General features: G+C 66.3%; 22 protein-coding genes. 11 read left to right on the top strand and 11 right to left on the bottom strand.

Features of this window, described 5'->3' with window-relative positions; all coding sequences use genetic code 11:
* Positions 1-21 precede the first annotated feature (21 nt).
* Entirely contained in the window at positions 22-1,674 is a 1,653-nt protein-coding gene (locus AB8808_RS19120) for a glycoside hydrolase family 17 protein (RefSeq protein WP_369931101.1), read from the top strand.
* A 72-nt stretch (positions 1,675-1,746) separates the two neighbouring features.
* On the opposite strand, the gene AB8808_RS19115 is transcribed toward AB8808_RS19120, so the two are convergent.
* The 5 genes from AB8808_RS19115 to AB8808_RS19095 all read right to left on the bottom strand — a co-directional run bounded on the left by AB8808_RS19115 (position 1,747) and on the right by AB8808_RS19095 (position 5,491).
* The gene (locus AB8808_RS19115) at positions 1,747-2,136 is read right to left on the bottom strand and encodes a hypothetical protein (protein WP_369931100.1); all 390 of its coding nucleotides are present in this window, start codon (positions 2,134-2,136) and stop codon (positions 1,747-1,749) included.
* 7 nt (positions 2,137-2,143) lie between these two features.
* Positions 2,144-2,956 carry an endonuclease/exonuclease/phosphatase family protein gene (locus AB8808_RS19110; RefSeq protein WP_369931099.1) on the bottom strand — a complete coding sequence of 271 codons (813 nt, stop codon included), beginning with the start codon at positions 2,954-2,956 and terminating at the stop codon, positions 2,144-2,146.
* 87 nt (positions 2,957-3,043) lie between these two features.
* Positions 3,044-3,697, bottom strand: a complete 654-nt coding sequence (locus AB8808_RS19105; protein ID WP_036139321.1) for a thiol:disulfide interchange protein DsbA/DsbL — start codon at positions 3,695-3,697, stop codon at positions 3,044-3,046.
* A 30-nt stretch (positions 3,698-3,727) separates the two neighbouring features.
* The gene (locus AB8808_RS19100; RefSeq protein WP_369931098.1) at positions 3,728-4,612 is read right to left on the bottom strand and encodes a thiol:disulfide interchange protein DsbA/DsbL; all 885 of its coding nucleotides are present in this window, start codon (positions 4,610-4,612) and stop codon (positions 3,728-3,730) included.
* Positions 4,613-4,687: 75 nt separating this feature from the next.
* Positions 4,688-5,491 (bottom strand): c-type cytochrome, encoded by an 804-nt coding sequence (locus tag AB8808_RS19095; protein WP_369931097.1) that lies wholly within the window; start codon positions 5,489-5,491, stop codon positions 4,688-4,690.
* Positions 5,492-5,660: 169 nt separating this feature from the next.
* Here AB8808_RS19095 and yihA point away from each other — a divergent pair, with 169 nt between their 5' ends.
* On the top strand, positions 5,661-6,308 hold the full coding sequence (yihA, locus tag AB8808_RS19090) for a ribosome biogenesis GTP-binding protein YihA/YsxC (RefSeq protein WP_369931096.1): 648 nt from the start codon (positions 5,661-5,663) through the stop codon (positions 6,306-6,308).
* A gap of 19 nt (positions 6,309-6,327) precedes the next feature.
* On the opposite strand, the gene msrC is transcribed toward yihA, so the two are convergent.
* Complete coding sequence (gene msrC / locus AB8808_RS19085) at positions 6,328-6,816, bottom strand: free L-methionine (R)-S-oxide reductase MsrC (protein WP_369931095.1); 489 nt, start codon at positions 6,814-6,816, stop codon at positions 6,328-6,330.
* Positions 6,817-6,890: 74 nt separating this feature from the next.
* Here msrC and bioD point away from each other — a divergent pair, with 74 nt between their 5' ends.
* The 3 genes from bioD to dcp all read left to right on the top strand — a co-directional run bounded on the left by bioD (position 6,891) and on the right by dcp (position 10,216).
* Positions 6,891-7,562, top strand: coding sequence for a dethiobiotin synthase (gene bioD, locus AB8808_RS19080; protein WP_369931094.1), 672 nt, complete (start codon positions 6,891-6,893; stop codon positions 7,560-7,562).
* Between the two features lie 35 nt (positions 7,563-7,597).
* On the top strand, positions 7,598-7,933 hold the full coding sequence (locus tag AB8808_RS19075; RefSeq protein WP_369931093.1) for a hypothetical protein: 336 nt from the start codon (positions 7,598-7,600) through the stop codon (positions 7,931-7,933).
* An 84-nt stretch (positions 7,934-8,017) separates the two neighbouring features.
* Positions 8,018-10,216, top strand: coding sequence for a peptidyl-dipeptidase Dcp (gene dcp / locus AB8808_RS19070; protein ID WP_369931092.1), 2,199 nt, complete (start codon positions 8,018-8,020; stop codon positions 10,214-10,216).
* A 324-nt stretch (positions 10,217-10,540) separates the two neighbouring features.
* Here the strand turns inward: dcp and AB8808_RS19065 are convergent, their stop codons facing one another.
* The 4 genes from AB8808_RS19065 to AB8808_RS19050 all read right to left on the bottom strand — a co-directional run bounded on the left by AB8808_RS19065 (position 10,541) and on the right by AB8808_RS19050 (position 17,360).
* Complete coding sequence (locus AB8808_RS19065; protein ID WP_369931091.1) at positions 10,541-11,209, bottom strand: hypothetical protein; 669 nt, start codon at positions 11,207-11,209, stop codon at positions 10,541-10,543.
* A gap of 134 nt (positions 11,210-11,343) precedes the next feature.
* Positions 11,344-14,529 carry a bifunctional proline dehydrogenase/L-glutamate gamma-semialdehyde dehydrogenase PutA gene (gene putA / locus AB8808_RS19060; RefSeq protein WP_369931090.1) on the bottom strand — a complete coding sequence of 1,062 codons (3,186 nt, stop codon included), beginning with the start codon at positions 14,527-14,529 and terminating at the stop codon, positions 11,344-11,346.
* A 78-nt stretch (positions 14,530-14,607) separates the two neighbouring features.
* Positions 14,608-16,944, bottom strand: coding sequence for a zeta toxin family protein (locus tag AB8808_RS19055; protein WP_369931089.1), 2,337 nt, complete (start codon positions 16,942-16,944; stop codon positions 14,608-14,610).
* A gap of 8 nt (positions 16,945-16,952) precedes the next feature.
* Positions 16,953-17,360, bottom strand: a complete 408-nt coding sequence (locus AB8808_RS19050) for a hypothetical protein (RefSeq protein ID WP_369931088.1) — start codon at positions 17,358-17,360, stop codon at positions 16,953-16,955.
* A gap of 148 nt (positions 17,361-17,508) precedes the next feature.
* Here AB8808_RS19050 and AB8808_RS19045 point away from each other — a divergent pair, with 148 nt between their 5' ends.
* The 6 genes from AB8808_RS19045 to AB8808_RS19020 all read left to right on the top strand — a co-directional run bounded on the left by AB8808_RS19045 (position 17,509) and on the right by AB8808_RS19020 (position 23,213).
* Positions 17,509-17,991 (top strand): DUF2244 domain-containing protein, encoded by a 483-nt coding sequence (locus tag AB8808_RS19045; RefSeq protein WP_369931087.1) that lies wholly within the window; start codon positions 17,509-17,511, stop codon positions 17,989-17,991.
* Between the two features lie 20 nt (positions 17,992-18,011).
* Complete coding sequence (gene coxB, locus AB8808_RS19040) at positions 18,012-18,911, top strand: cytochrome c oxidase subunit II (RefSeq protein ID WP_369931086.1); 900 nt, start codon at positions 18,012-18,014, stop codon at positions 18,909-18,911.
* 32 nt (positions 18,912-18,943) lie between these two features.
* Positions 18,944-20,557, top strand: a complete 1,614-nt coding sequence (gene ctaD / locus AB8808_RS19035) for a cytochrome c oxidase subunit I (protein WP_369931085.1) — start codon at positions 18,944-18,946, stop codon at positions 20,555-20,557.
* 3 nt (positions 20,558-20,560) lie between these two features.
* Positions 20,561-20,686 (top strand): hypothetical protein, encoded by a 126-nt coding sequence (locus AB8808_RS19030; RefSeq protein WP_255349634.1) that lies wholly within the window; start codon positions 20,561-20,563, stop codon positions 20,684-20,686.
* A 33-nt stretch (positions 20,687-20,719) separates the two neighbouring features.
* Positions 20,720-21,613: a cytochrome c oxidase subunit 3 gene (locus AB8808_RS19025; RefSeq protein WP_285402848.1), complete on the top strand. Its 894-nt coding sequence runs from the start codon at positions 20,720-20,722 to the stop codon at positions 21,611-21,613.
* A 115-nt stretch (positions 21,614-21,728) separates the two neighbouring features.
* Positions 21,729-23,213, top strand: a complete 1,485-nt coding sequence (locus AB8808_RS19020) for a trypsin-like serine peptidase (RefSeq protein WP_369931084.1) — start codon at positions 21,729-21,731, stop codon at positions 23,211-23,213.
* Between the two features lie 9 nt (positions 23,214-23,222).
* Here AB8808_RS19020 and ilvA read toward each other — a convergent pair whose 3' ends face one another.
* Positions 23,223-24,803: a threonine ammonia-lyase, biosynthetic gene (ilvA, locus tag AB8808_RS19015; RefSeq protein ID WP_369931083.1), complete on the bottom strand. Its 1,581-nt coding sequence runs from the start codon at positions 24,801-24,803 to the stop codon at positions 23,223-23,225.
* Positions 24,804-24,856: the final 53 nt, after the last annotated feature.

Raw genomic sequence — 24,856 nt, 5'->3', positions numbered from 1 at the left:
CGCTCTGGCAACTGGAACGGCATGCCGCCCCATCTCTCCCATGCGCGCCTGGCGCGACCCCTCGCCTGGCTCATTCTTGCCCTGGCCGCCGTCTTCGGCGCGGGGTACTGGTTCGTCCTCGGCCGCCCGATCGCCTTGCCGGACTCGCCGACGGCCAAGATCGCCTGCGTGTCCTACGCGCCGTTCCGGCTGAAGGGCGAAACGCCGTTCGACATCCACGCCTTCATTCCCCCCGAGCGCATCGACGCCGACCTCAAGGCGCTGTCCACGCGTTTCGACTGCGTGCGCACGTATTCGATGGGCCAGGGCCTGGGTGCCGTTCCCGATCTTGCCGGCCGCTACGGCATGAAGGTGCTGATGGGCATCTGGCTGGGCCGCGATCCGGCCGCCAACGAGCGCGAGATCCAGCTGGGGCTGGCGGCGGCGCGGCGCGATCACGACAGCCTGCGCGGCATCGTGGTGGGCAACGAAGTGCTGCTACGCGGCGAACTGTCGGAGAAGGAACTGGCCAGCTACATCGCGCGGGTGAACAAGGCCACGGACGTTCCGGTGACCTACGCCGACGTGTGGGAGTTCTGGCAGAAGCATCCCGCACTGGCCAAGGCGACGGATTACCTCACGATCCACATCCTGCCGTACTGGGAAGACCAGCCGGTGGCGCCCGAAGACGCGGTGCGCCATGTCGCGGACGTGTACCAGAAGATGAAGCGCGAGTTTCCGGGCAAGGCCATCATGATCGGCGAGACCGGCTGGCCCAGCCAGGGCCGCACGCGTCGCGACGCCAGCGCCAGCCTGGTCAACGAGGCGCGTTACATGCGCGAGTTCCTGAACTACGCGGCGACGGTGGACATGCCGTACAACGTCATCGAGGCCTTCGACCAGCCGTGGAAGCGCGACCTGGAGGGCACGGTGGGTGGTTACTGGGGCATCTTCGACGCGGATGCCGAACCGAAGTTCGCCATGCAGGGCCCCATCGTCGAGGAGCCGCGCTGGACGTGGGCTATCGCGGCGGGCGGCCTGATGGCGCTGGTCTTCCTCGCCGCGGGCGCGGTGCGTCGCCGCTGGCGGGGTGCATCGGGCTGGGTGGCGCTCGCGCTCGCCGGCTTCGCTACGGGCACCGCACTGGCGGCGCACCTGCGGCTGCTGTCGTTCGCCGCGCGCAACGACGTGGAATGGACGGTCGGCATCGTCATCGGGTTGCTGGCGCTGGTCACCGCCGTGTCGCTGTCGCGTACCATCGCGGCGCGATTGGCCTCGCCGGTCGATCCTGCCGCGGTGGCGCCGCGTCCCGTGGAGCGGCGGCGCCTCGGCATCGCCTGGTCCGACGTGTTCACGCCGCAGCGTTTCTTCTGGATGTTCGTCCTCACGCTCTACGGCATCCTGCTGGTGTTCAACGGACGCTATCGCGATTTTCCGATCGGCCTGTTCGCGCTGCCGTGCATCGGGTTCTTCGTGCTGGGCGTGCTGCGCACGCGCAACGACACGCTGATGCCCCTGGTGGAAGAACGCCTGCTGGCCGTGTGGTTGCCGCTGCTGGCGGTCGCCGTCGTGGTCCAGGAGCAGGGCGCGAACGCCGTGTCGTGGGGCTGGCTGGTGCTCAACCTGGCCATGGCGTTGCCGGTGCTGGGCGCGTGGCGCCGCGCGCGCCTGCCCGAGCCCGATACCGACGTGTAGGAGCGCACGATGTGCGCGAAAAGCCAACGAAGCGGCGAAGAGGCAAGCCCCTATCGCGCACATCGTGCGCTCCTACATGGCCCTATTCGGCAGGGCGGGGCGGGTCTGGTCGTATTGCACGCGGACCAGGCGGAGGGCGCCGATCAGCAGGGCCAGTGCGCCGCCTTCGTAGCAGTACAGCTGCAGGGCGATGACGCCGAGCGACGCGGCTAGCACGGCGGATACCGTGTTGCGCCAGAAAAGGGCGACCAGGGCCATCAGCACGGCGGCGTAGCCGTAGGCGTAGGTCAGGAAACCCTGCACGATGAGGTTGCGCGTGGTGCACCACCAGGGGCCATCGGCACCGTCGCACGCGTGTGCCGCGTCGGCGGGTTCGATGAAGCCGTAGCGCAACACGGTGGCGGCGAGCGCGACGATGACGATGACGACCCAGGGCAGGGCGGCGCGCAGGCTGGACTTCATGACGGGCTTATCTCGTGGGCAGGGCGCCGGCGGCTTCTGCCAGCGCGAGCGGCAGGCGGATTTCGGCGGCAAGCGGCAGATGATCGGAGAAGGCGCGGGGCAATGTCCATGTCCTGTCCAGCGCGATGTCGGCGGAGGTCAGGATGTGGTCCAGCGCGCGCCGCGGTTTCCAGCTGGGGAAGGTGGGCGTGCTGACCGTCGGTGGCTGCAGCGCCGTCTTCTCGAACAGGCGGCGCATCTCGGGGGAGCTGGGCTCGGTGTTGAGGTCGCCCATGAGCACCGCGTGGGGAAACGGGGCCAGCAATTCGGCGATGAAGCCCAGTTGGCCCATGCGCGCCGCCGCGCCCAGCGACAGATGGGCGATGACCACCACCAGCGCGTCGGTGCCGGTGCCGAAACGCACGAACAGCGCGCCGCGGCCCTTGATGCGACCGGGCAGGGGGTAGTCGATGACTTCGCTGGGTTCGATCCGGCTCAGCAGGCCGTTGGCCGAATGCGCCACGCGCGCCATCGGCCGGTTGGGCTGGTGGCTCCAGTACGGCATGCCGGCGGCTTCGGCGATGTAGCGGGTCTGGTTGAGGAAGCCCGAGCGCAGGCTTCCCGCATCGGCCTCCTGCAGGCCGACCACGTCGAATTCGTGCAGCAGTTGGGCGAGCGAATCCAGGTTGTCGAGCTTGGAGCGCGCAGGCAGCACCGCGTTGACGCTGCGCGTGACGTAATCGCTATAACGCTGGACGCTGGCGCCGGCGAGGATGTTGCAGCTCAACAGGCGCAGGGTGCGCTCCGGAGCGATGACGGGTGGCGGCGTGAAGCGGGTCATGTGTGGGGGCTTTTGGTTCTCGTCCGGCGATAGCGCCAGAGGATGCCCCCCGCCGCGTGAACAGGGGGCATCGGATAGCCTCAGGGCTTACTTGCCGCCCTTGAGTTCCTTGTCGACCAGGTACTTGGTGACGCCGTTGAGCTCGTCGAAGTCTTTGATCTGTGCGCTGCGGTACTTGCCGTCCACGACGACGGTGGGCGTGCCGTCGATGCCCCACGCCTGGATCAGCTTGCCGTCGTCGAGGATGCGCTTGCGGATGGCTTCGTCGTTCGTGGCCAGCTGGATGAATTTCGCCTTGTCCACGCCGTAGTTCTGCGCGTACCAGCCGGCCAGTTCATCGATGGTGCGGATCGGGTAATGGTCCTCATGGATCGCCTTGAACAAGGCGGCATGGGCCTTCTCGGCCACGCCGAGCTGCTTGGCCGCATAGTAGGCCTGCGCATACGGCAGCCAGGCGTCGTTGAACGCCGCCGGGATGACACGGAACACCACGCCCTTGGGCAGCTGCTTCTGCAGGGCTTCCGCGTACGATTCGTAATGCGCGCAATGCACGCAGCCGTACGAGAACACCTCGACGACTTCCACCTTGCCGTCCTTCGGATCGAGGCGCTGCGGCTTGGCGATGGTGACGTACTGCGTGCCGTCGGTGTAGCTGGCCGCGGCAGCGGGGTCGGCCGGCTTGGCGCTGCACGCCGCGGTGAGGGCCAGGCCCACGAAAAGGAGCGATAGACGCTTGAACATGAAGATCTCCGTAAAGGGTCGGGAACGCGGTTACTTGCCCGCGGCTTCCTTGCTGATGAGCCACTGCACCAACTCGATCGACTGGGGATAGCCACCGGCCGTCGCGGCCGTGAAGCGGTATTTTCCGTTCACCACGATGGTCGGCGTGCTATCGACCTCGTAGGCGCGGATCAGTTCATCGGCGCGCTTCATCTTCGTGTTGATGGTGAAGGAATTGGCCGTGGCGACGAATTCCTCCGGCTTCACGCCGTACTTCGCGTAGAACTTGGCCACGTCGTCGATGGTGGGCCAGGCCGACTGCGCCTTCGGCTTGTTGGTCTGCTGGTCCATGATGCCGAGCTCACCGCTCTTGAACACGGCATCGAACATGGCGTCGTGGCTCTGCTTGTCGACGCCGAATGCCTGCGCGGTGAGATAGGCGCGCTGCAGCAGCGGCCAGTTCTCGTCCGGGCGGAACGATGCCGGTGTGTACGTCATGACCGTGCCGCGGGGCAGGTCCTTGACCATCTGGTCGACGATGCCGTGGAACTGGAAGCAGGCCGGGCAGCCGTACGAGAATACCTCGGTGACCTCGATCTTGCCGGGCGTGCTGGTCGGCTGTGCCGGGTCGATGCGGAAGTACTGCTTGCCCTCCACCCACTTGCCGTCGTCGACGAAGGGCTTGGGCGCGGGGCGCTTGTCGTCCGCTTCGGCGGCGGGAGCGGGGGCCGCCGAAGCGGTGCTGCCCGCGCCGGCAGGCGTGCTCGCCGCGGTCGAGGTGGCGCCGGCCGGCGTGGCCGCCGGTGCCGTGGTGGCGGCCGGCGCCGCGGTGGCCGCGGGGGTGGGCGACGGCGTGGAAGCCGCGTCGTGGTTACCGGAGCCGCAGGCGGCAAGGCACAGCAGGGCCACGCAGAGGAGGGGAAGGCGTATACGCATCGGGGTTCCTTTTCTTACCTTCGAGAACGAGAACGGGCCCGAAGGGGCCCGTTCGATCGTCCAACTTTAACGCCATCAGGGCGTCGCGGGTGCAGCCTGCGTCGGTTCGTTCGTGTGCAGGCCTTCGATGTAGCTGGCCACGGCGGCGATATCCTTCTCGTCCAGCTTCTGCGCGATGGTGATCATGATGCGCGCGTGGGGGTCGTCGCTCTGCGCGTTGCCGTCGTGCCATGCCTTCAGGCGCGACTCGATGTACTTCGCATGCTGGCTGGTCAGCTGCGGGTAGCGAGCGCCGGGATTGCCGCCGCCGTCCGGGCCGTGGCAGGCCATGCAGGCCGGGATGCCGCGGTTGACATCGCCCTGGCGGTAGAGGGTCTGGCCCTGGTCCACGTAGGCCTGGTCGGCCACGCCCGGCAGCGATGCCTTGGTGGCGAAGTAGGCACCGATGTCATGCATGTCCTGCTCGCTGAGCGGCTGGGCGAAGCCCATCATGATCGGGTTCATGCGCTTGCCGGATTTGAAATCGGCCAGCTGCGCGGCGATGTATTGCTCGCTCTGCCCGGCCAGACGCGGGTATTGCGGATCGGTGGAGTTGCCGTCCAGCCCGTGGCAGGCACCGCAGGCGGCCGCCTTGCCCTGGCCGGTGGCGGCATCGCCGGGCTTGACCGCGGCGGTGGTGCCGCCCACGGGCGCGGTGGTGGTTTCGGTCGCGGGCATGCCCGGGGTAGCCGGGTCCGCGGCGGGATTGGCGCCGGGCTTGGCCGCGGTGCTGGCCGGCGCCGGCGCGGTAGCCGCCTTCGCGGGCGCGGCCGTCTGGGCCGTGGCGAAATTCATGACGAGCATCGCGGTGATGGCAGCGGCGGCGTGCCGAAACTTCATACGTCTCTCCAGGAGGGATGCTTCCGAGTCGGGCGAGCTCCCCAGCGCGCCGCGATCAAAAGATTATGGGGGGCGCGGGAGAGCCCGGTCAAACCGCGTCGGCGCGCGGCTGCGCGCGGTATCGCATACACTGCCCGACCGTCGATCCCCGCCTTCCGGCCAGCCGCACATGTCCTCGAACCCCCTCAACAGTGCCCGCTTCGTGCTGGCCGCCAACGAAATCACCCAGTTGCCCTACGACCAGGGTGCCGAGGTGGCGTTCGCCGGCCGGTCCAACGCCGGCAAGTCCAGCGCGCTCAACGCGCTGACCGGCCACAACGGCCTGGCCCGCACCTCGAAGACGCCGGGTCGCACCCAGCTGATGGTGGTGTTCGACCTGGCACCGCTGAAGATCGAGGGCGAGGCGCCGGTGGACGCACGGCTGATCGATCTGCCCGGCTACGGCTACGCCAAGGTGCCCGAAGCCATGCGCATGCACTGGCGTGGCGAGATCGATGCCTATCTGAAGATGCGCCGCAGCCTGCGCGGCATCGTGCTGATCGTGGACATCCGCCACGAACTGAAGGATTTCGACCGCACCATGCTTGCGTTCTGCGCGGCCACCGACCTGCCCTGCCACGTGCTGATGACGAAGGCCGACAAGCTGTCCCGCGGACAGGCCTCGGCCGCCCTGGAGGCCCTGCGCAAGGATTTCCGGACCAACAACGTGCGTGGCACCGCGCAGGTGTTTTCGTCGCCGGCCAGGACCGGCATCGAGGAGGCGCGCGCCCGCGTCATGGAACTGCTGGCGACGCCGCGCCCGCACGAACTGGTGTAGGCGCGCCGCCAGCCGCCGGTTAGCCCAGCGTGGCCATGAAGGCGCGGCACAGCGCCTCCATGCCTTTCCTGTCCTCGTCGTCGAAACGTGCCACGCGGGGGCTGTCCACGTCCCAGACCCCGAACAGGCTGCCGTCGGCCTTCGTCAGCGGAACCACGATTTCCGAATTGGAGGCGGCATCGCAGGCGATGTGGCCATCGAAGTCGTGGACGTCGCGCACCACCTGGGTCTGCAGGGTCTGCGCGGCCGTGCCGCAGACGCCGCGCCCCAGCGCGATGCGGATGCAGGCCGGTTTGCCCTGGAAAGGCCCGACCACCAGCTCGGTGCCATCGTAGAGGTAGAACCCTGCCCAGTTGAGCTCCGGCACGGCGTCGTAGACCAGTGCGGCGAAGTTGGCGGCGTTGGCGATCGTGTTCGTCTCGCCGTGCATCAGGCCCTGGGCCTGTTGCAGCAGTTCCGCGTAAAGCGCGGCCTTGTCCTCGGTGGCGATAGCCCTGGCTTCGAACATGGCGGTTCCCGTTCATTTCATCATCGGAAGCCGTGTATGGTGCCATGCCATCGTTCCCGCAAGGCCTCCATCGTATGTCGCGACACCTCTTCGTCGCCGGAACCGACACCGGCATCGGCAAGACGCACGCCGCCCAGACCCTGGTGCACGCGTTCCGCCAGGCTGGCGAGCGGGTGGCCGGGATGAAGCCCGTGGCCAGCGGCTCCGGGCGCACGCGTGACGGCCTGCGCAACCAGGATGCCCTGGACCTGCAAGCCGCCAGTTGGCCGCCGCCGCCGTACGCCCTGGTCAATCCGCTCGCCTTCGAGGACGCCGTGGCCCCGCACCTCGCCGCGGCCCGCAGCGGTCGCCCGGTGACCTGGCCGCCGCTGGACGCCGCGTTCGAGGCACTGTGCACCGACTACGAGCGCGTGGTGGTCGAAGGCGTCGGCGGCTGGCTGGTGCCGCTCGGCGAGGGCATCTCCGCGGAGGATTTTCCCCGTCGCTGGATGCTGCCCGTGGTGCTGGTGGTCGGTATCCGGCTTGGCTGCATCAACCATGCCCGGCTCAGCGCCCGGGCCATCGCCGCGGACGGCTGCCGGCTCGCCGGGTGGATCGCCAACATCATCGAGCCGACGATGCCGTTGCGCGAGGAAAACATCGATACGCTGCGCGCCTGCCTGCCAGCGCCGTGCCTGGGCGTGCTGCCCTACCGCATCGCCCCGGTGGACGCGGCCAACCTGCTCGACCTGTCGCCGCTGGGCTGACGGCGGCTTCACGCCTGCGGACGTAACAAGACAGCATGACCACCTACTACCTTTCGGTAAAAGACATGAGCCGGGCCAAGGGCCCGGACCCCGAGCTGTCGTTCCAGGGCATCGGCCCGGACAAGCTCGCCGCCGACATCGCCGCGGCCATGCGCGGCGACGACCTGTTCCAGCGCTGGCGCGCCAGGCAGCCCGAGCCCGACGAGGTCGACCCCAGCCTCGGCGCGGTGGACGGCGCGGCCTCCGCGTCCGGCGAGCTGTCGAACGATCGTACGGATATCCAGCTGACCACCTCGCTTCCCATGCGCCTGGTGAAGCACCGGCTCAACCTGCTGATCGGCTCGAGCTGGGAGCTTCGCGACACCCGCTGAGTCGTTCGCCCTGCAAGGCGGTTGTCCCCGCCGGCCCTGCACCGCTAGAGTCGGCGTTTTGCTCACCGCAGGGGACATCCCGCCATGCCGAAGGTCCGCAGCCTCGTGATCGCCATTTCGATCGCCCTTACCGCCGCCTGTTCCTCGTCCAACGACGCCGACAAGGCGGCCACGCCGGCCCCCGCAGGCACGTCGCCGTCGAGTCCCGCCGCGGCGACGACCGCTCCGGCCGCCGCACCCGCACCCCATGAGAACCCGCTGCTGGTCGCCAGCACGCTGCCGTTCCATGCGCCTCCGTTCGACAAGATCGCCGACGGCGATTTCCAGCCGGCGATCGAAGAGGGCATGAAGCAGCAACTGGCCGAGGTGAACGCGATCGCCAATGCGACCGAAGAGCCCACGTTCGATAACACCATCGTGGCGTTCGAGAAATCCGGCGTGTTGCTGAAGCGCGCGCAGAGCGCGTTCAACGCACTGACCGGTGCCAACACCAACGACACGTTGCAGAAGGCCGAGGAAAACCTCTCGCCCGAACTGGCCGCGCACACCGATGCCATCTACCTCAACGACACCCTGTTCAAGCGGGTGCAGTCGCTGTACGACAAGCGCGCATCGCTCAAGCTCGATCCCGAATCGGCGCGCCTGCTCGAGGTGACCTACAAGGATTTCGTGCATGCGGGTGCGAAGCTGTCGGAAACCGACAAGACCCGTCTCAAGGCACTGAACAAGGAAGAATCCACCCTCGGCACGCGATTCACCAACCTGCTGCTGGCCGCCAACAAGGCCGGTGCGCTCGTGGTCGACGACAAGCAGTCGCTGGACGGCCTGTCGGACGGTGACATCGCCGCGGCAGCGGATGCCGCGAAGGATCGCAAGCTGGACGGCAAGTACGTGGTGACGCTGCAGAACACCACGCAGCAGCCGGCGTTGCAGGGCATGAACGATCGCGCCACGCGCGAGAAGCTGTTCAAGGCATCGTGGGAGCGCGCCGAACACGGCGACGCCAACGACACGCGCGATACCATCACGCGCATCGCGCAGGTGCGGGCGGAACAGGCCAAGTTGCTCGGCTTCCCCAACTATGCCGCCTGGCGCCTCGACGACCAGATGGCGAAGACGCCGGCGGCGGCCGAGAAATTCATGGAGCGCCTGGCGCCGGCCGCGGTCGCGCGCGCCCGGCTGGAGTCCAAGGACATCCAGGACGTGATCGACAAGGAAAAGGGTGATTTCCAGGTGCAGGCCTGGGACTGGGACCACTACGCCGAGAAGGTTCGCAAGGCGAAATATGACCTGGACGAAGCACAGGTCAAACCGTACTTCGAGCTGGACAACGTGCTGCAGAACGGCGTGTTCTATGCCGCCAACCAGCTCTACGGCATCACCTTCAAGGAACGCAAGGACATCCCTACCTGGCAGCCGGACATGCGCGTGTTCGAGGTATTCGACAAGGACGGCACCTCGATGGCGTTGTTCTACTGCGACTACTTCAAGCGCGACAACAAGAACGGCGGCGCGTGGATGAGCAACCTCGTCGACCAGTCCAGGCTGTTCGGCGACAAGCCCGTGGTCTACAACGTGGCCAACTTCACCAAGCCGGCGGCGGGCCAGCCGGCGCTGCTGTCGTTCGACGACGTGACCACGATGTTCCACGAGTTCGGCCACGCGCTGCACGGCATGTTCGCCAACTCGCAGTACCCGTCGCTCTCGGGTGCCAACACCCCGCGTGACTTCGTCGAGTTCCCCTCGCAGTTCAACGAGCAGTGGGCATCCGATCCCAAGGTATTCGCTAACTACGCCAAGCACTACCAGACGGGTGTACCGATGCCCGCGGAGCTGGTGGAGAAAATCGTCAAGGCCCGCAGCTTCAACCAGGGCTACGCGATGAGCGAGCTGATCTCGGCGGCGCTGCTGGACATGCAGTGGCACATGCTGCCGGCCAGCGACAAGAAGCAGGACGTGGACGCGTTCGAAGCCGCCGCGCTGAAGAAGGCGGGCTTTACGCTGGCGCAGGTGCCCCCGCGCTACCGCTCGAGCTATTTCCAGCACATCTGGGGCAACGGGTACGCGGCCGGTTACTACGCCTACCTGTGGACGCAGATGCTCGATTCGGACGCCTTCGAGTGGTTCAAGGAGCACGGCGGCCTGACCCGCGAGAATGGGCAGATATTCCGCGACAAGATTCTCTCCCGCGGCAACACCGAGGAACTGGGCAAGCTGTATCGCGACTTCCGTGGCAAGGAGCCCAGCATCGAGCCGATGCTGAAGGATCGCGGGCTGAAGTGATGGACGTACAGGGTGGACCGGCAATCGTCGGTCCACCCGTTCCCGCCTTCCGTGTAATGGTGCGTGCAGCGTCATGATCCGCTGGCGGCAGGGACACTCGGTTTTACCGTGATTCCCGTACTTTTCGCCCTTGGTTTAAACCCTTTACCCACACTCGCGCTCTTTGCTTGCCTGCTCGCCACACTCTCCATGGCGCTCGTTGCCGATCCATGGCGCTACCGCCTGCCTAGCGGCGACGCACGTGCTGGTCGTCCTGCTTTGATGGCCGGCCTGGCTGGGCCTTGCCGACGCACTTCGGGGGCCGGCGTCAGTCGCTGGTGTTCATCAAGGTATCAGCGCAAGGCCGGTGATGCTCAGCAAGCCACCCCGCCAGACAAAGCCGTGAAGCTCATCCGGGGCTTCGGCGCGGTATTCGACGATCGTGCTGAGCCTGCCATCGTGACTTTCCCGGGAAGCACGCGGTGGCGGCCGTTTGATGTCGATCGTCTGTAATTCCTTCCACGCATCGTTGCGCCACATGACGAATGCCAGGTGCGCCTCCGAACCTGCGGCGTGCACCTCGCAGCGCAGCGTGCTGTACGACTTGCGAAGCAGCAGGCGGCAATCGTTGCGTGCGCCGCGTACTCCCGTCAGCACGACGCGACCATTACTGGCTTCGATCATGGCGCCGCTGTCGCCGGTGAGGATCACGAGGTGCGCAAGGTCGAGGCGCTCATGCGGCTCGATAATGCCCTCACGTGCGCCGGCCAGTGCCTCGGTGACGGCATGGTCGCCCTGGAGGCCGATCTTCAGGCCCAGCAGATCGGGCTTCAGTAGGGATGTACTCTGGCCGGCCGATGCCGACTTGGCGACGGTCGTGGCTGCCTTGACGGCAGGCTTGCTCGGAACCTCTGACTGCAACGTCATGTTGCGGCCCTCCCGGTGTGGGTGGGCGTCGGGTTCCGGCCGACGCGATGTATCGTCACTTTGGCACTGCTCAAGGGTGGTATGCAATAGGCCGACGTGCCAGGTTGAACCGTCCCGCGGGAGGTGATATCGACGAGCCGAAAAAAAACCACGTCCCTTTCAGGACGTGGTTCTAGACGGGGCGATGCCGAAATCGCGCAACGATAAGCGCGAGCCGGCCGTTACTCGCCGATCGTCAGCAACGACGCGTTGCCGCCCGCTGCCGTGGTGTTCACCGTGAGCGTCCGCTCGCCGGCGAAGCGCAGCAGGTAGTGCGGGCCACCGGCCTTCGGACCGGTGCCGGACAGGCCTTCGCCGCCGAACGGCTGCACGCCGACCACCGCACCGATCTGGTTGCGGTTGACGTAGCAGTTGCCCACGCGGGCGTGGCTGGAGATGTAATCGATGGTGTCGTCGATACGGCTGTGGATGCCGAGCGTGAGGCCGAAGCCGGTGGCGTTGATCTGGTCCACCACCTTGGCCAGGTCGGCGCCGTGCCAGCGGATCACGTGCAGCACCGGCCCGAAGATCTCGCGGGTCAGCATGTCCAGCGACGGGATCTCGTAGGCACGCGGTGCGAAATAGGTGCCGTGCGCGGTGGACTCCGGCAGTGCCACTTCGCCGATCTTTTTCGCTTCACGGTCCATGCGTGCGGCATGGTCGACCAGGATGGTGCGAGCGTCCTCGTCGATGACCGGGCCGACGTCGGTCGAGAGCAGGCCGGGGTCGCCGACCTTCAGTTCGGCCATGGCGCCTGCCAGCATCGCGATGACCTTGTCGGCGATGTCTTCCTGCACGAACAGCACGCGCGCCGCGGAGCAGCGCTGGCCGGCGGACTGGAACGCCGAGGCGATCACGTCCTTGACGATCTGCTCGGGCAGGGCGGACGAGTCGGCGATCATCGCGTTCTGGCCGCCGGTCTCGGCGACCAGCGCGGCGATGGGCGCATTGCGTGCGGCGAGCGCGCGGTTGATCGCCCAGGCGGTGTCGGTGGAGCCGGTGAAGGCCACGCCGGCCACGCGCGGGTCGCGGGTGAGCGCGGCACCGACGGTGGCGCCATCGCCCGGGAGGTATTGCAGGACGTCGACGGGCACGCCGGCGGCGTGAAGCAGCTTCACCGCGGCATGGCCGATCAGCGAGGTCTGCTCGGCCGGCTTGGCGATGACGGCATTGCCGGCGGCAAGCGCGGCGGCCACCTGGCCCAGGAAGATCGCCAGCGGGAAGTTCCACGGGCTGATGCAGACGAACACGCCGCGCCCGTTGAGGAACAGCTGGTTGCTTTCGCCGGTGGGGCCGGGCAGCTGCTCCGGCTGGCCGAACAGGCGGCGGGCCATGGTGGCGTAGTAGCGCAGGAAGTCGGCGGCCTCGCGGATCTCTGCGATCGCATCCGGCAGGCTCTTGCCTGCTTCGCGCACGCACAGCGCGATGAACTCGGCCCGGTTGTGCTCCAGTTGCTCGGCGGCGTGCTCGAGAATGGCGGCGCGGCTGGCGGCCGGCAGGCGATCCCAGCCCGGCTGCGCCTTCACGCCCGCGGCCAGCGCCTTGTCGACCAGCGCCGGGTCGGTGTTTTCCACCGTACCGACGATGCGGCGACGGTCGGACGGGTCGGTGACCTCGGTCTTCGTGCCGGCGGCGGCGCCACCGGCGATCAGCGGGGCCGCGGCCCAGGGGCCGCTGTGGCGGTTGACGGCGTCGGCGAGCTCGTTCAGCTCGTTGTCGTTGGCGAAGTTCATGCCCATGGAATTTTTCCGGAGTTCGCCGTACAGGTTGACCGGCAGGGGAATGCGGGGGTGGGGGATGGAGCTGAAGGCGCGCACGGTTTCGCAGGGGTCGGCCACCAGGTCGCGCACCGGCACGGTTTCGTCCACCACGCGGTTGACGAAGCTGGTGTTGGCGCCGTTCTCGAGCAGGCGGCGGACCAGGTAGGGCAGCAGGTCTTCGTGGCTGCCCACCGGCGCGTAGACGCGGCAGGGCACGTTGAGCTTGTCCTTGCCGATCACCTCCGCGTAGAGGTCCGCGCCCATGCCGTGCAGGCGCTGGTTCTCGTACGGGCGACCCTTGGCGATGTGGTGGATGGCCGCGATGGTGTGCGCGTTGTGCGTGGCGAACTGCGGGTACACGGCGTCGCCGCCTGCGGCGAACAGGCGATGCGCGCAGGCCAGGTAGGAGACATCGGTGTTCGGCTTGCGCGTGTACACCGGATAGCCCGACAGGCCGTTTTCCTGCGAACGCTTGATCTCGGCATCCCAGTAGGCGCCCTTCACCAGCCGCACGAACCAGCGGCGGCCGGTGGCGCGGGCCTTCTCGGTCACCCAGTCGATCACGAACGGTGCACGCTTCTGGTAAGCCTGGATGACGATGCCCAGGCCGTTCCAGCCCTCCAGCGACGGATGAGCGAAGACGTCGCCGATGATGTCCAGCGACAGTTCCAGACGATCGGTTTCTTCCGCGTCCACGGACAGGGCGATGCCGTTCTTGAAGGCCAGCTGGGACAGCTCGAGCAGCTTGGCGCCCAGTTCGGCGCGGGCGCGTTCGCGGTTGGCCACCTCGTAGCGTGGGTGCAGCGCCGACAGCTTGACCGAGATCGACGGCGCCTCGAGGTTGCTCGGGAACGGGCCCCGGCCACCCAAGGCGTTGATCGCGTCGCGGTAGTCCTGCTGGTAGCGCTCCGCCGTGGCCTGGGTGAGGGCCGACTCGCCGAGCATGTCGTAGGAGTAACGGTAGACCGCGTGCTCTTTTTCGGCGGAGCGGTCCAGGGCTTCCTTGATGGTGCGCCCCATCACGAACTGGTGCCCCATGATCCGCATGGCCTGGCGCACGGCCAGGCGCACCACGGGCTCGCCGGCGCGACCGACCAGGCGGCGCAGCGCGGAAGTGAAGTCGTGGCGGGTGTCTTCCGCCAGGTTGACCAGGTGACCCGTGAGCATCAGGCCCCAGGTGGAGGCGTTGACGAACACGGATTCGCTCTGGCCCAGGTGTTTCTTCCAGTTCGCGTCGCCCAGCTTGTCGCGGATCAGCTTGTCGGCCGTGGCCTTGTCGGGGATGCGCAGCAGCGCCTCGGCCACGCACATCAGCAGCACGCCTTCCTCCGAGGAAAGATCGTACTGGCGCATGAAGGACTCGACGGCGCTCTGGTCCTTGGCGCGGGCGCGCACCCGGGTCACCAGGCCGGCGGCCACGTCGATGACGTGCTCGCGCTCGGTCGGCGGCAGGGTAGCCTGCGCCAGCAGGTCGTTCACGGCCTCGGTTTCGTCGCGCAGCCAGGCGGACGTGATACGCGCGCGTGCCGGCTCGGCGCCGGTGGGGAGTTCGGGACGGAGGATCTGTGGGTTCACTTGAGGTGGGTCGGCGCGGGGGAGACCGCTCATTGTAGGGCAGGCCGGTAAGCCATGTGTGCTGCTCTGCGGTATGCGCCCGGTCTGCCCTCCGTCTGCCTGTGGCGCGGTCTAGCGGCTCATGCCAGGCACATGCGGACCCTGCTGCTGGACCTGCGCCTGGCTTTGTGCCTGGGTCTGTTGTTGGCTCTCCTGGAACTGCTGCATGGCCTGAGGCCATTGGGCCGCACTTTGTTCCATGGGCACGTTGGCGGACGCGGTCGGCACGCTGCTCCGCTGGTCGAAAAGATGGTCGGTACGACCGGGCGGCGTTTGTACCGCCCACAGCTTTTCGCCGCCGACGCCGAGGGCTACTTTATCGATCCGATGCAATCCATCGGCGCGCGCCTGCACCGTCAGTGCGGACGAAATCTGGTCGGTATGGTGGTCGGGCGTTCGCCCCAGTTCCCGGTCCAGCTGCTGCACCTTCTCCCTGGTTTGCAAGTAGAAGGAGTGGTCAGGATGGTTCGGATCGTCCAGGCGCTTCGGCGGCAGCGACGCCGTCGGCTCTTGCTTCGCCACAGCCGGAGCATGGTTTTCGTAGCGACGTGTCGCATTGAGTTCGTCTCGCACATTGCCTTCGGCAGCATTGCGTCCGTACACCATGCCGGGTGTGCTCCACTGGCCGTCAGCCGCCCGGGAGTAAGTGTGGCCATCCGAGGCACGCACCGTCCGATCGGCCTCCCGCAACGTAGAGGTCACGGCCTCGGGCATCGGCCCCAGGCTTTTCCAGCCGCGCTGTTCGTACATGGCTTGATAGGCAGCGGCCACGCCTTGCGGTGAGTTCGTCCGATTCTGCGCAACGGCCTGATCGGCCGCTTTATTCAGTTCGGTCGCGCGGGAAGGCGATGCGGTCTCGGTCTCACGCAGTACCACATGGTCGACGACATTAGTGATGACCTCGCGCGTCCATGCATGCGTTTGCGAATCACGGGTCCAGGGCTCGGCATGCATGCGCGGCGGATCGTGCGGACCGGCTGGCTGTTTGTAAGGGTCGGGCAACTCGCCAGGTTGCGCCATGCGCAATTCGGTGGCCTTGCCCGAAGCCTGATAGTCGAGCCGGTTCTGCAGGGCTGCATCGGCGGAAGGCGCCTTGAACCCTCCCGGCAGGGCTGGCAGCTCGGATACCCAGCCCTTCTGGGGTTGCTCCGGATCGTAGCGCCAGGGCAACCCTTGTGGATCTTTCTGGTGATAGACGCGGTACTGGTCGATAGCGTCGGCCACTCTATCGCCGCCCAGGCCACCTAAGACGGTGCCCACGGCACCAGTCACAAGCATCCCGGGCCCCGTCTCAACACCCGCCGCTGCGCCAGCGCTACCTACGATGGCGGCACCGGCGGCCATGCCCAACGTCCTGCTGCCGAAATGCAGCACGCCCGACTGCGCGCCAGTCACATTGCCCTGCTGCAGTAGTTCCGTCGTTTGACGCCCTGTTTGTGCGGCATCGTACGCCGTGGCGGCCACGCCCGCGATCCCCAGCCCCTTGATGGCCAGCCCACGTGTCACTGCGTGATAGCCCTGCTCGGCGTGGAGCGCATCGCGGCTCAGGTTTTTAACGACTTGCAGGCCTTCGCGCTCTTGCAGCAAAGGTGAGCGGGTTTCGGGGGCGAGCGCCGAGCGCTCCTCCAGAGAACCGGGCAGGTCGTTGTGCCAGGCGAGTTGTTTGCGATATGAGTCGCGAACTTCCCGGACGTGGTTCAAGTCGCTTAACGGCAGTTCGCGGGCTGCGCTCAACGCCTGACCGGCCGAGCGGGCAGCACTGCGGCTGTCGAAGAATTCATGGCCTTGGCGGTTGAAGATGCGAATCGGCGCGTCGGTTTGCGCTTGAACCTTGTCGAGGCTGGCAGGGAGGGATTGGTAGACGTGTTCGCGCACCGATGCTGGGACGTAGCGGCCGTAGCCAAAATCATCCAGCGAGCGCGTAAAACGTTCATCGACTCCTGCTTCACTCTGCAGGCGGTGGGTCGCTATCGCTCGAATCTCTACTTGGTAACCCTTGTCCTGCAGGTTTCTGATCATGGAGACAGCGGCATCCCCGTTGCCCAGCGTGGTATCGATGATCAGGTTTTTCTTTTGGGCTATCGCGGATTCTCGCAACTCCGTAGCCCATTGGCTTGCATCGGGGTGCGTCTGCGTGGGCCAGGTATAGGGGTGCTCGGAGCGAAAGACGTCGACGCTAGGATGGTACTGGCGCAACTCATCGGGATCGACCTTGACGACATCGTGGAGCAGATCGTCAACTGCCCGTTTTGCCATGCCGCCTTTCCCGGCGCCTGGTTGACCGGCAAGGATGATTGCCTTGGGCTGCTCCTGGGACCTGGCTTCGAAGAGTCCGCTCTCGGGCGCGATTCTTTCGGCAAAGATGCGTTCGTGTGAAGCAGGATCCAAGCGGCCTTCTTCGCTGTTCATGCGGGCATTCACTTGAACGCCCTCTCATTTTCCTCAAAGTATCGCGAAAGTTCGCTGAGGTCGCGCATGCCGCCGCCACTGGCGCGAGCAAAGGATGTTGCGCGTTCTTTCTGGTCGGCCAGAGCGATAGCCTCTGCGTCGTCGGCTGCTCTGGCCTCTCTTAGCTCTTTCTTCGCATTCGAGTTGAAACTCTCTAAGCCGTCCTCGAGTGCCCAGATTGCGACCTCAAGCGGCGGCGTCATCGGCGAGGGCTTGAGAATGACGTTGTTAAGGCTCCCCTGAAGCTTCTCGATCAGCTCCGGGTAGTCCTTTAACAACTCCCTGATTCGTTGCGGGACAGGTGGAGGTGGGAGGGGACTTAACGGCCACATACAGCTTTCCTTGGCAGAGGACGGTGCCCCGATCTTACCGGTCATAGGCAATTGTCGCCGTGACCCGGCCTACCTCCTGGGGCCACCTGCCCCCGTGGCGTCAATTGCCCCTGCGGCATCACGCCGCTTCCCAACCTTGCCGCATTCTGGCCGCCGCCCTATCATCGGTCCGTTGAGAGTGCGCGGGGTCCGCATGATCGTGCTTCGACCGACCGCCGCGGGTCAGCCGCGCGTGTTGTGGCTCCGGCCCAACCGTGCGCTGGACAAACGCGGTCTACGTCGGCTGATCCTCGGCCTGGCGGCCCTGGCGCTGGCAACGGCGTCGCTTGGCGCGTGGCAGGGGAATGTGTTCGCTCCCGTGTTCGCCCTTGCGGAGTCGTTCGTGGTCGGGTTCGCGCTTGGCGCGGCCTGGCGGGCCGGTGGCAAGGGCGAGCGCATCGTGGTGGGGACCGACACGCTCGAAGTGCGTGCGGTGCCGGGTCGTCGGGTCGTCCGTTTCCAGACACACTGGGTACGGGTAGGGTTGGCATCGGGAAACGGGCGGCAGCGCCTGTTCCTCACGTCACATGGGAACGAGCTCGAAATCGGCGCCTTCCTGGGGGAAGAGGAAAGGGTCGAGGTGTCCAGGAAACTCATGGTGCTGCTGTCCGAAGTCTCAGGCCAGACGCGCAGGTAGGTTCACTAAAGGTGCAAGAAATGACATCTGGCGGCATCGGACGATGGAAGGCGGCGTGCGTGGCGAGTGCCCTCGCCCTGTTCGGCGGGGCGGCATGGGCCAACCCGGAACCGAACCAGCTCAACATGACCAAGGGGGTCAGCGAGTGGTCGCCCTACGCCATGCACATGGTGGCCCTTTGGGTGTGCGTGGTCATCGGCGTCATCGTCTTCGGCGCGATGTTCGTGGCGATGTTCCGCTTCCGCAAGTCGCGCGGTGCCGTGGCCGAGAAGTGGTCGCACAGCACCCGGCTTGAGATCGTCTGGACGGTCATCCCCGTCATCATCCTGGTCTTCCTGGCCAACCTCGCCACGGGAGGGCTGACCTCGTTCGCCGACACCACCGGCGCCGAGATGACCATCAAGATCACCGGTTACCAGTGGAAGTGGCGCTACGACTACGTCGACTACAAGGGCAAGGGCGTCGACAAGGTGGGTTTCATCTCCAAGCTGGAAGAAACCTCCGACCGCACCCGCCAGCTTCGCTCCAACCTCGATCCGGGCAAGATCCAGGTCGACGGCTACCAGACCTACCTGCTCGACGTGGACAAGCCGCTGGTGGTCCCCGTGCACACCAAGATCCGCTTCATCATCGTCGGCGGCGACGTCATCCACTCCTGGTGGGTGCCGGCTCTCGGCTGGAAGATGGACGCCATTCCGGGCATCGCCAACGCCGCCTGGACCAACATCAAGGAGCCGGGTGTGTACCGCGGCCAGTGCGCCGAACTGTGCGGCCAGGATCACGGCTTCATGCCGATCGTGGTCAAGGCCGTGCCCAAGGCGGAATTCGAACAATGGCTGGCGACGCAGGAAGACGAGGCACGGGTCCGCAAGGCCGCCGCGACCGCCCAGAACGCCCCCGCCCCGGTTCCCCAGGGTTAACCCGCTCAAGCATTCGGTAGAGGTTCAAGGTTATGGCCCACGCAGCCACCCACGACCACCACGATCACCACGGGGCCCCGAAGGGGTTCTTCCAGCGATGGGTGATGTCCACCAACCACAAGGACATCGGCACGCTGTACCTGATCTTCTCGCTGACGATGTTCTTCATCGGCGGCGCCTTCGCGATGGTCATCCGCGCGGAGCTGTTCAAGCCAGGCATGCAGCTGGTGCAGCCGTATTTCTTCAATGAAATGACGACCATGCACGCCCTGGTGATGATCTTCGGCGCGATCATGCCGTCGTTCGTGGGCCTGGCCAACTGGATGATCCCGCTGATGGTGGGCGCGCCGGACATGGCCCTGCCGCGCATGAACAACCTCTCGTTCTGGATCATGCCCTTCGCGTTCATCCTGCTGCTGTCCACCCTGTTCATGCCGGGTGGCGGCCCTGCCGGCGGCTGGACGATGTACCCGCCTCTGTCGCTGCAGGGCGAGTCCATCGCGTACACCATCTTCGCCATCCACCTGATGGGCATCAGTTCGATCATGGGTGCGATCAACATCATCGCCACCATCCTCAACATGCGCGCACCCGGCATGGATCTGCTGAAGATGCCGGTGTTCGTGTGGAGCTGGCTGATCACGGCGTTCCTGCTGATCGCGGTGATGCCGGTGCTGGCCGGCGCGGTCACCATGCTGCTGACCGACAAGTATTTCCATACCAACTTCTTCAACGCCGCCGGCGGCGGCGACCCGGTGCTGTTCCAGCACATCTTCTGGTTCTTCGGGCATCCCGAGGTCTACATCATGATCCTGCCGGCGTTCGGGATCATCTCGGAGATCATCCCCACCTTCGCCCGCAAGCCGATCTTCGGCTACCGCGCCATGGTGTTCGCCATCGCCTCCATCGCCTTCCTCTCGTTCATCGTCTGGGCGCACCACATGTTCGCCGTGGGCCTGCCGATGGGCGCGGAGATCTTCTTCATGTACGCCACGATGCTCATCGCGGTGCCCACGGGGGTGAAGGTCTTCAACTGGGTGTCGACGATGTGGGGCGGCTCGATGACCTTCGAGACGCCGATGCTGTTCGCCATCGCGTTCGTCATCCTGTTCACCATCGGCGGTTTCTCCGGCCTGATGCTGGCCCTGGCGCCGGCGGACTTCCAGTACCACGACACCTACTTCGTGGTGGCCCACTTCCACTACGTGCTGGTGACCGGCGCCGCATTCTCGATCATGGCTGCCGCCTATTACTGGCTGCCGAAGTGGTCGGGCAACATGTACAGCGAGACCTGGGGCAAGATCCATTTCTGGTCCAGCGTCATCTCGGTCAACGTGCTGTTCTTCCCGCAGCACTTCCTCGGCCTGGCCGGCATGCCTCGACGCATCCCCGATTACAACGTGGCCTTCGCCAACTTCAACATGATCAGCTCCATCGGCGGCTTCTGGTTCGGCGCCTCGCAGCTGATCTTCCTGGGCGTCGTGGTGCATTGCGTGTTCTTCTCGAAGAAGCGCGCGGCCGACCGTTCGTGGGAAGGGGCCCGTGGCCTGGAGTGGACCGTGCCGTCGCCGGCGCCGTTCCACACCTTCGACGTGCCGCCGGTGATCCACGACGAAGAACTCGCCCACGGCAACACGGAACACTGATCGATGCAGGGCGTCACGGACATCGCCATGGAGGCGCGCCGCCGGCGCGCACGCCGCACGGCCCTGATCGCGGGCGGTTTCGCGATCGCGGTCTTCCTCCTTTCGATCGTACAGATGCTCCGGGTCTGATCGGCTAACACGCGACATCCACGGGAAACCACCATGGGTCACCAGCAACAAGACGTCTACTTCGTACCGAGCAAGAGCTACTGGCCGATCGTGGCCGCGGTGTCCATGTTCGTGACGGTGTTCGGTGCCGCGCACTGGCTGAACGCGCAACCCGGTGAGGGCAGCACGTTCGGCAAGCCGCTGTTCTGGATCGGCATCGTGATGATCCTGGGCATGTTCTTCGGCTGGTTCCGCTCGGTGATCCGCGAGTCGCTGGCGGGCAACTACAACAGCCAGGTGGATCGTTCGTTCCGCATGGGCATGATGTGGTTCATCTTCTCCGAAGTGATGTTCTTCGGCGCGTTCTTCGGCGCCCTGTTCTACGCGCGCATCTTCTCGGTGCCCTGGCTGGGCGGCGAAGGCCATGGCGTGCTCACCCACCAGTTCGTCTGGCAGGGTTATGAAGCCTCGTGGGGCGCCAACGGCGGTGGCGGCCCGCAGAAGATCGGCGGCTCGTTCCAGACCATCGCCGCCTGGGGCCTGCCGCTGCTCAACACGCTGATCCTGCTCTCATCGGGCGTCACCATCACCATCGCGCACCACGCGCTGAAGGCCGGTCATCGCAAGCCGCTGCTGATCGGGCTGGGCGCCACCGTGCTGCTGGGCTGCCTGTTCCTGTGGTTCCAGGCGCACGAGTACGCGGAAGCGTACGAACACTTCAACCTCACGCTGGGCAGCGGTGTCTACGGCGCCACCTTCTTCATGCTCACCGGTTTCCACGGCATGCACGTGACGCTGGGCACGATCATGCTGGCGATCATCTGGCTGCGCTGCGCCAAGGGTCACTTCAGCAAGGACGACCACTTCGGCTTTGAGGCCGTGGCCTGGTACTGGCATTTCGTGGACGTGGTGTGGCTGGCGCTCTTCCTGTTCGTCTACGTGCTCTAAGAAGACGCTGACACGTCTGTCGGTGCCGCCCTGACGGCCTCGGCGCAAGCCTCGCTCTAAACTCTCCGTGCGCCTTCATGACGAAGGCCGCCTCAAGCACTCACGGAGAGTACCCATGACACGGAAAGTCACCGCGCGCCTGTCGCGCTGGTCCCTGCTGCTGCTTTCGCTGGGCGTCGCCTCGGGCGTCGCCGCTACCGAGGCGCCCCTGCTGTCATCGGCCAGCGACGCGCGCTTTCGCGCCGTCGGCCTGATCGACGCGCCCGATGGCGGTACCTGCACCGGCTCCATCGTTGCGGGGTCTATGTCTCCCGATGACAGTCGTCCGGCGCTGCTGCTCACCTCCGGCCACTGCGTGCTCGGCAAGGCGCCGGTTCCCAACCAGGTGCGGGTCGACGAAGCTGCCCCGTCGGGTTACCGCTTCACCCCGGCGTACTTCCAGGACGCGCAGGCCGTGCACCGGTCCCTGGCCGTCGAGCGCATCCTGTACGCCACCACGAAAGGCATGGACATCGCGGTACTTCGCCTGGCGGCGTCCTACGGCGACCTGGCCGTGCTCGGCATATCCCCGCTGGCGCCCGCCGCACCCGGCATCGTCGGCACGCTGCCGGTGGATCTGCCGCAGATTCCCGCCAACGACGTACCGCTGCACGAACGGTTCCTGCGCCTCTCCACCTGCCAGGCCAGCGAGCCGGTGCGACTGTTCGAGGGCGAACGCCTGTTCCTGCGCGAATCGGCCACCGACTGTACGGGCATCGCAGGCGGATCGTCCGGTTCTCCGGTGCTGCGCCGTGGCACGTCGCAGGTCGTGGGCGTGCTCGGCACGATGGTCGATCCACGTCTGGACGGCTGCGGGTTCGATCGTCCGTGCGAGTTGACCGGCAGGCAGCCGTTCTCGCGTACCGGTGCGAGCTACCACAGCCTGGCAGCACCCCTGCTGGCCGCTTTCCAGGCCGATGGCGGCTGGGATGCGCGATCGCTGGATGCCGGCAACGGCGTGGGCCTGCAACGCACCGTCGGCCAGTACACGCGCAGCCAGGTCGTCGAGGAGGGCGAGGTCACGCCCGCGCGCTGGGGCATCGTCGTCAGTGACGACACGCGCTGGATTCGTTACAAACACGGCGACGCGGCCACCACGGACTGCGCCAGTATCGACGGCTACAGTGCCCCGACGCTGGCGCGCGAGCAGCCGATGGACCGGCTTCCTTTGGGGCCGGACGAAGGTGCCTACGCCATGTGCGTCGTCGGCCAGTTGGCTATCGACAACGACTGGCAATCGCCGGAGCATGCCAGCGTCATGCTGCGCGTGATCGACGACACCGCGCCGACCGAGGCGCCACGGCCGGCTATCCTCGAGGAGAGCGACGCTGCCTGGATCGTCGAGATCCGCAGCCCCTACGTCTCGCCGCCGATCGTCAAGGTGGGGCGGCGCGAGGCGACGGACTGTGCAGACGAGGGCAAATACCGTGAACTTGCCTCGCCGTTTATCAGCCTGCCGAAGAGCAAGGGCCCGCTGCGTGTCTGCGCGAAGGGCTCCGACGAAGCGGGCAACCTGTCGCCGCTCGGAACGCTGGATCTGCTGCCGCCCGGCTCGGGCTGAGGCAGCGCATTACCGCAGGAACAGGCGGTACGCCGGATTGTCCGTTTCTTCGCGGTAGGGGTAGCCGAGGCGATCGAGGAAGCGTGTCAGCTCCCGATCGTCCACGGCGCCCGACTGGATGCCGACCAGGGTCGAACTGTAGTCCGCACCCTGGTTCCGGTAGTGGAACAGGCTGATGTTCCAGCCGGGCGACATGGAGCGCAGGAAACGCATCAAGGCGCCGGGGCGCTCGGGGAAGGCGAAACGGAACAGTCGCTCGTCGTGCGCCGCGGCGGACCGGCCGCCCACCATGTGGCGGATGTGCTGCGTGGAAAGCTCGTCGTTCCCTAGGCCGACCACGGCGAATCCCGCCGCTTCGAATACGGCGGCCAGCGCCGCTTCTTCGGCGGGCTCGTCGATCTCGACGCCGACGAAGATGCGCGCGCGGTCGTGGCTGTCCATCCGGTAGTTGAACTCGGTGACGTTTCGGTTGCCGACCAGTTCGCAGAAATGCAGGAAACTGCCTCGCTCCTCGGGGATGCTCACCGCAAACAGGGCCTCGCGCGATTCGCCCACCGCCGCACGCTCGGCGATGAAGCGTATCCGGTCGATATTGAGGTTGGCCCCGGACACGATGGCCACCAGCGTCAGCCTTGCAGGAGTTGCATCGGCGGCATGGCGCGCCGCGTAACGACGCGCCCCGGCGACCGCCAGGGCACCCGCGGGCTCTACGAAACGCCGTGTGTCCTGGTAAATGTCCTTGATGGCGCGGCACACCTCGTCCGTGTCGACCAGGATCACCTCGTCCAGGTAGGCCTTGCACAGGCGGAAGGTTTCCTCACCCACCAGTTTCACGGCCGTGCCGTCCGAGAACAGCCCGACGTCGGACAGCTCCAGCCGGTGGCCGGCGTCGATCGAGCGCGCCATGGCGCAGGAATCGTGCGTCTGCACACCGACGACGCGGATGTCGGGGCGTAGCGCCTTCACGTAGGTGGCGATGCCGGCGGCAAGACTGCCGCCACCGATCGGAACGAAGATCGCGTCGATGGGGCCCTGGTGCTCGCTCAGGATTTCCATCGCCACCGTGCCCTGTCCGGCGATGACGTCGGCATCGTCGAAGGCGGGTATGAAGGTCATCCCCCGTTCGCGTTGAAGCAGCAGTGCATGGGCGTAGGCGTCGTTGTACGACTCGCCGGCCTTCACCACCTCGACGGTGGGGCCGCCGAAGCGGCGCGTGGCGGCTACCTTCACCCGCGGCGCGGTTTCGGGAACGACGATGACGGCGGGAATGCCCAGCTTCGCCGCCGACCATGCCACGCCCTGCGCATGGTTGCCCGCCGAGGCGGTGATGATGCCGCGGGCCCGCAACGCAGGGTCCAGGCGGCTTATCCGGTTGTAGGCCCCGCGTAGCTTGAACGAGGACACCGGTTGGGTGTCCTCGCGCTTGAGCAGGATGTCGTGTCCCAGTTGCTCGGACAGCACCGTGGCGTGCTGCAGCTCCGTGCGCCGAGCCACGTCGTAGACGCGCGCGGTGAGGATCAGGCGGAGGTAATCCGAGGCATCGCGAAGCGGTTCGTCCTGGCTGGCCTGGCGTGGAGCGGGTAGGGACATGCGGTACGTCTCCGGACGATGCGTTTTTTCCGGAGGCGGTCATGAAAAACCCG

This window comes from Xanthomonas sp. NCPPB 2632 (genome assembly GCF_041228075.2).
In the GTDB taxonomy this organism is placed as follows: Bacteria; Pseudomonadota; Gammaproteobacteria; order Xanthomonadales; family Rhodanobacteraceae; genus Luteibacter.
Note: the sequence above shows the minus strand (reverse complement) of the source record. Positions and strands in the feature narration are given on the sequence as shown.

Bases quoted from the DNA above. Each gene is read 5' to 3' on its own strand.
- ctaD (WP_369931085.1), top strand. From the start codon at position 18,944: ATGGCCCACGCAGCCACCCACGACCACCACGATCACCACGGGGCCCCG.
- msrC (WP_369931095.1), bottom strand. From the start codon at position 6,816: ATGTTCGAAGCCAGGGCTATCGCCACCGAGGACAAGGCCGCGCTTTAC.
- putA (WP_369931090.1), bottom strand. From the start codon at position 14,529: ATGAGCGGTCTCCCCCGCGCCGACCCACCTCAAGTGAACCCACAGATC.
- AB8808_RS19120 (WP_369931101.1), top strand. From the start codon at position 22: ATGCCGCCCCATCTCTCCCATGCGCGCCTGGCGCGACCCCTCGCCTGG.
- AB8808_RS19025 (WP_285402848.1), top strand. From the start codon at position 20,720: ATGGGTCACCAGCAACAAGACGTCTACTTCGTACCGAGCAAGAGCTAC.
- AB8808_RS19115 (WP_369931100.1), bottom strand. From the start codon at position 2,136: ATGAAGTCCAGCCTGCGCGCCGCCCTGCCCTGGGTCGTCATCGTCATC.
- AB8808_RS19055 (WP_369931089.1), bottom strand. From the start codon at position 16,944: ATGAACAGCGAAGAAGGCCGCTTGGATCCTGCTTCACACGAACGCATC.
- AB8808_RS19030 (WP_255349634.1), top strand. From the start codon at position 20,561: ATGCAGGGCGTCACGGACATCGCCATGGAGGCGCGCCGCCGGCGCGCA.
- AB8808_RS19105 (WP_036139321.1), bottom strand. From the start codon at position 3,697: ATGTTCAAGCGTCTATCGCTCCTTTTCGTGGGCCTGGCCCTCACCGCG.
- AB8808_RS19050 (WP_369931088.1), bottom strand. From the start codon at position 17,360: ATGACCGGTAAGATCGGGGCACCGTCCTCTGCCAAGGAAAGCTGTATG.
- AB8808_RS19020 (WP_369931084.1), top strand. From the start codon at position 21,729: ATGACACGGAAAGTCACCGCGCGCCTGTCGCGCTGGTCCCTGCTGCTG.
- AB8808_RS19075 (WP_369931093.1), top strand. From the start codon at position 7,598: ATGACCACCTACTACCTTTCGGTAAAAGACATGAGCCGGGCCAAGGGC.
- AB8808_RS19095 (WP_369931097.1), bottom strand. From the start codon at position 5,491: ATGAAGTTTCGGCACGCCGCCGCTGCCATCACCGCGATGCTCGTCATG.
- coxB (WP_369931086.1), top strand. From the start codon at position 18,012: ATGACATCTGGCGGCATCGGACGATGGAAGGCGGCGTGCGTGGCGAGT.
- ilvA (WP_369931083.1), bottom strand. From the start codon at position 24,803: ATGTCCCTACCCGCTCCACGCCAGGCCAGCCAGGACGAACCGCTTCGC.
- dcp (WP_369931092.1), top strand. From the start codon at position 8,018: ATGCCGAAGGTCCGCAGCCTCGTGATCGCCATTTCGATCGCCCTTACC.
- yihA (WP_369931096.1), top strand. From the start codon at position 5,661: ATGTCCTCGAACCCCCTCAACAGTGCCCGCTTCGTGCTGGCCGCCAAC.
- AB8808_RS19045 (WP_369931087.1), top strand. From the start codon at position 17,509: ATGATCGTGCTTCGACCGACCGCCGCGGGTCAGCCGCGCGTGTTGTGG.
- AB8808_RS19100 (WP_369931098.1), bottom strand. From the start codon at position 4,612: ATGCGTATACGCCTTCCCCTCCTCTGCGTGGCCCTGCTGTGCCTTGCC.
- bioD (WP_369931094.1), top strand. From the start codon at position 6,891: ATGTCGCGACACCTCTTCGTCGCCGGAACCGACACCGGCATCGGCAAG.
- AB8808_RS19110 (WP_369931099.1), bottom strand. From the start codon at position 2,956: ATGACCCGCTTCACGCCGCCACCCGTCATCGCTCCGGAGCGCACCCTG.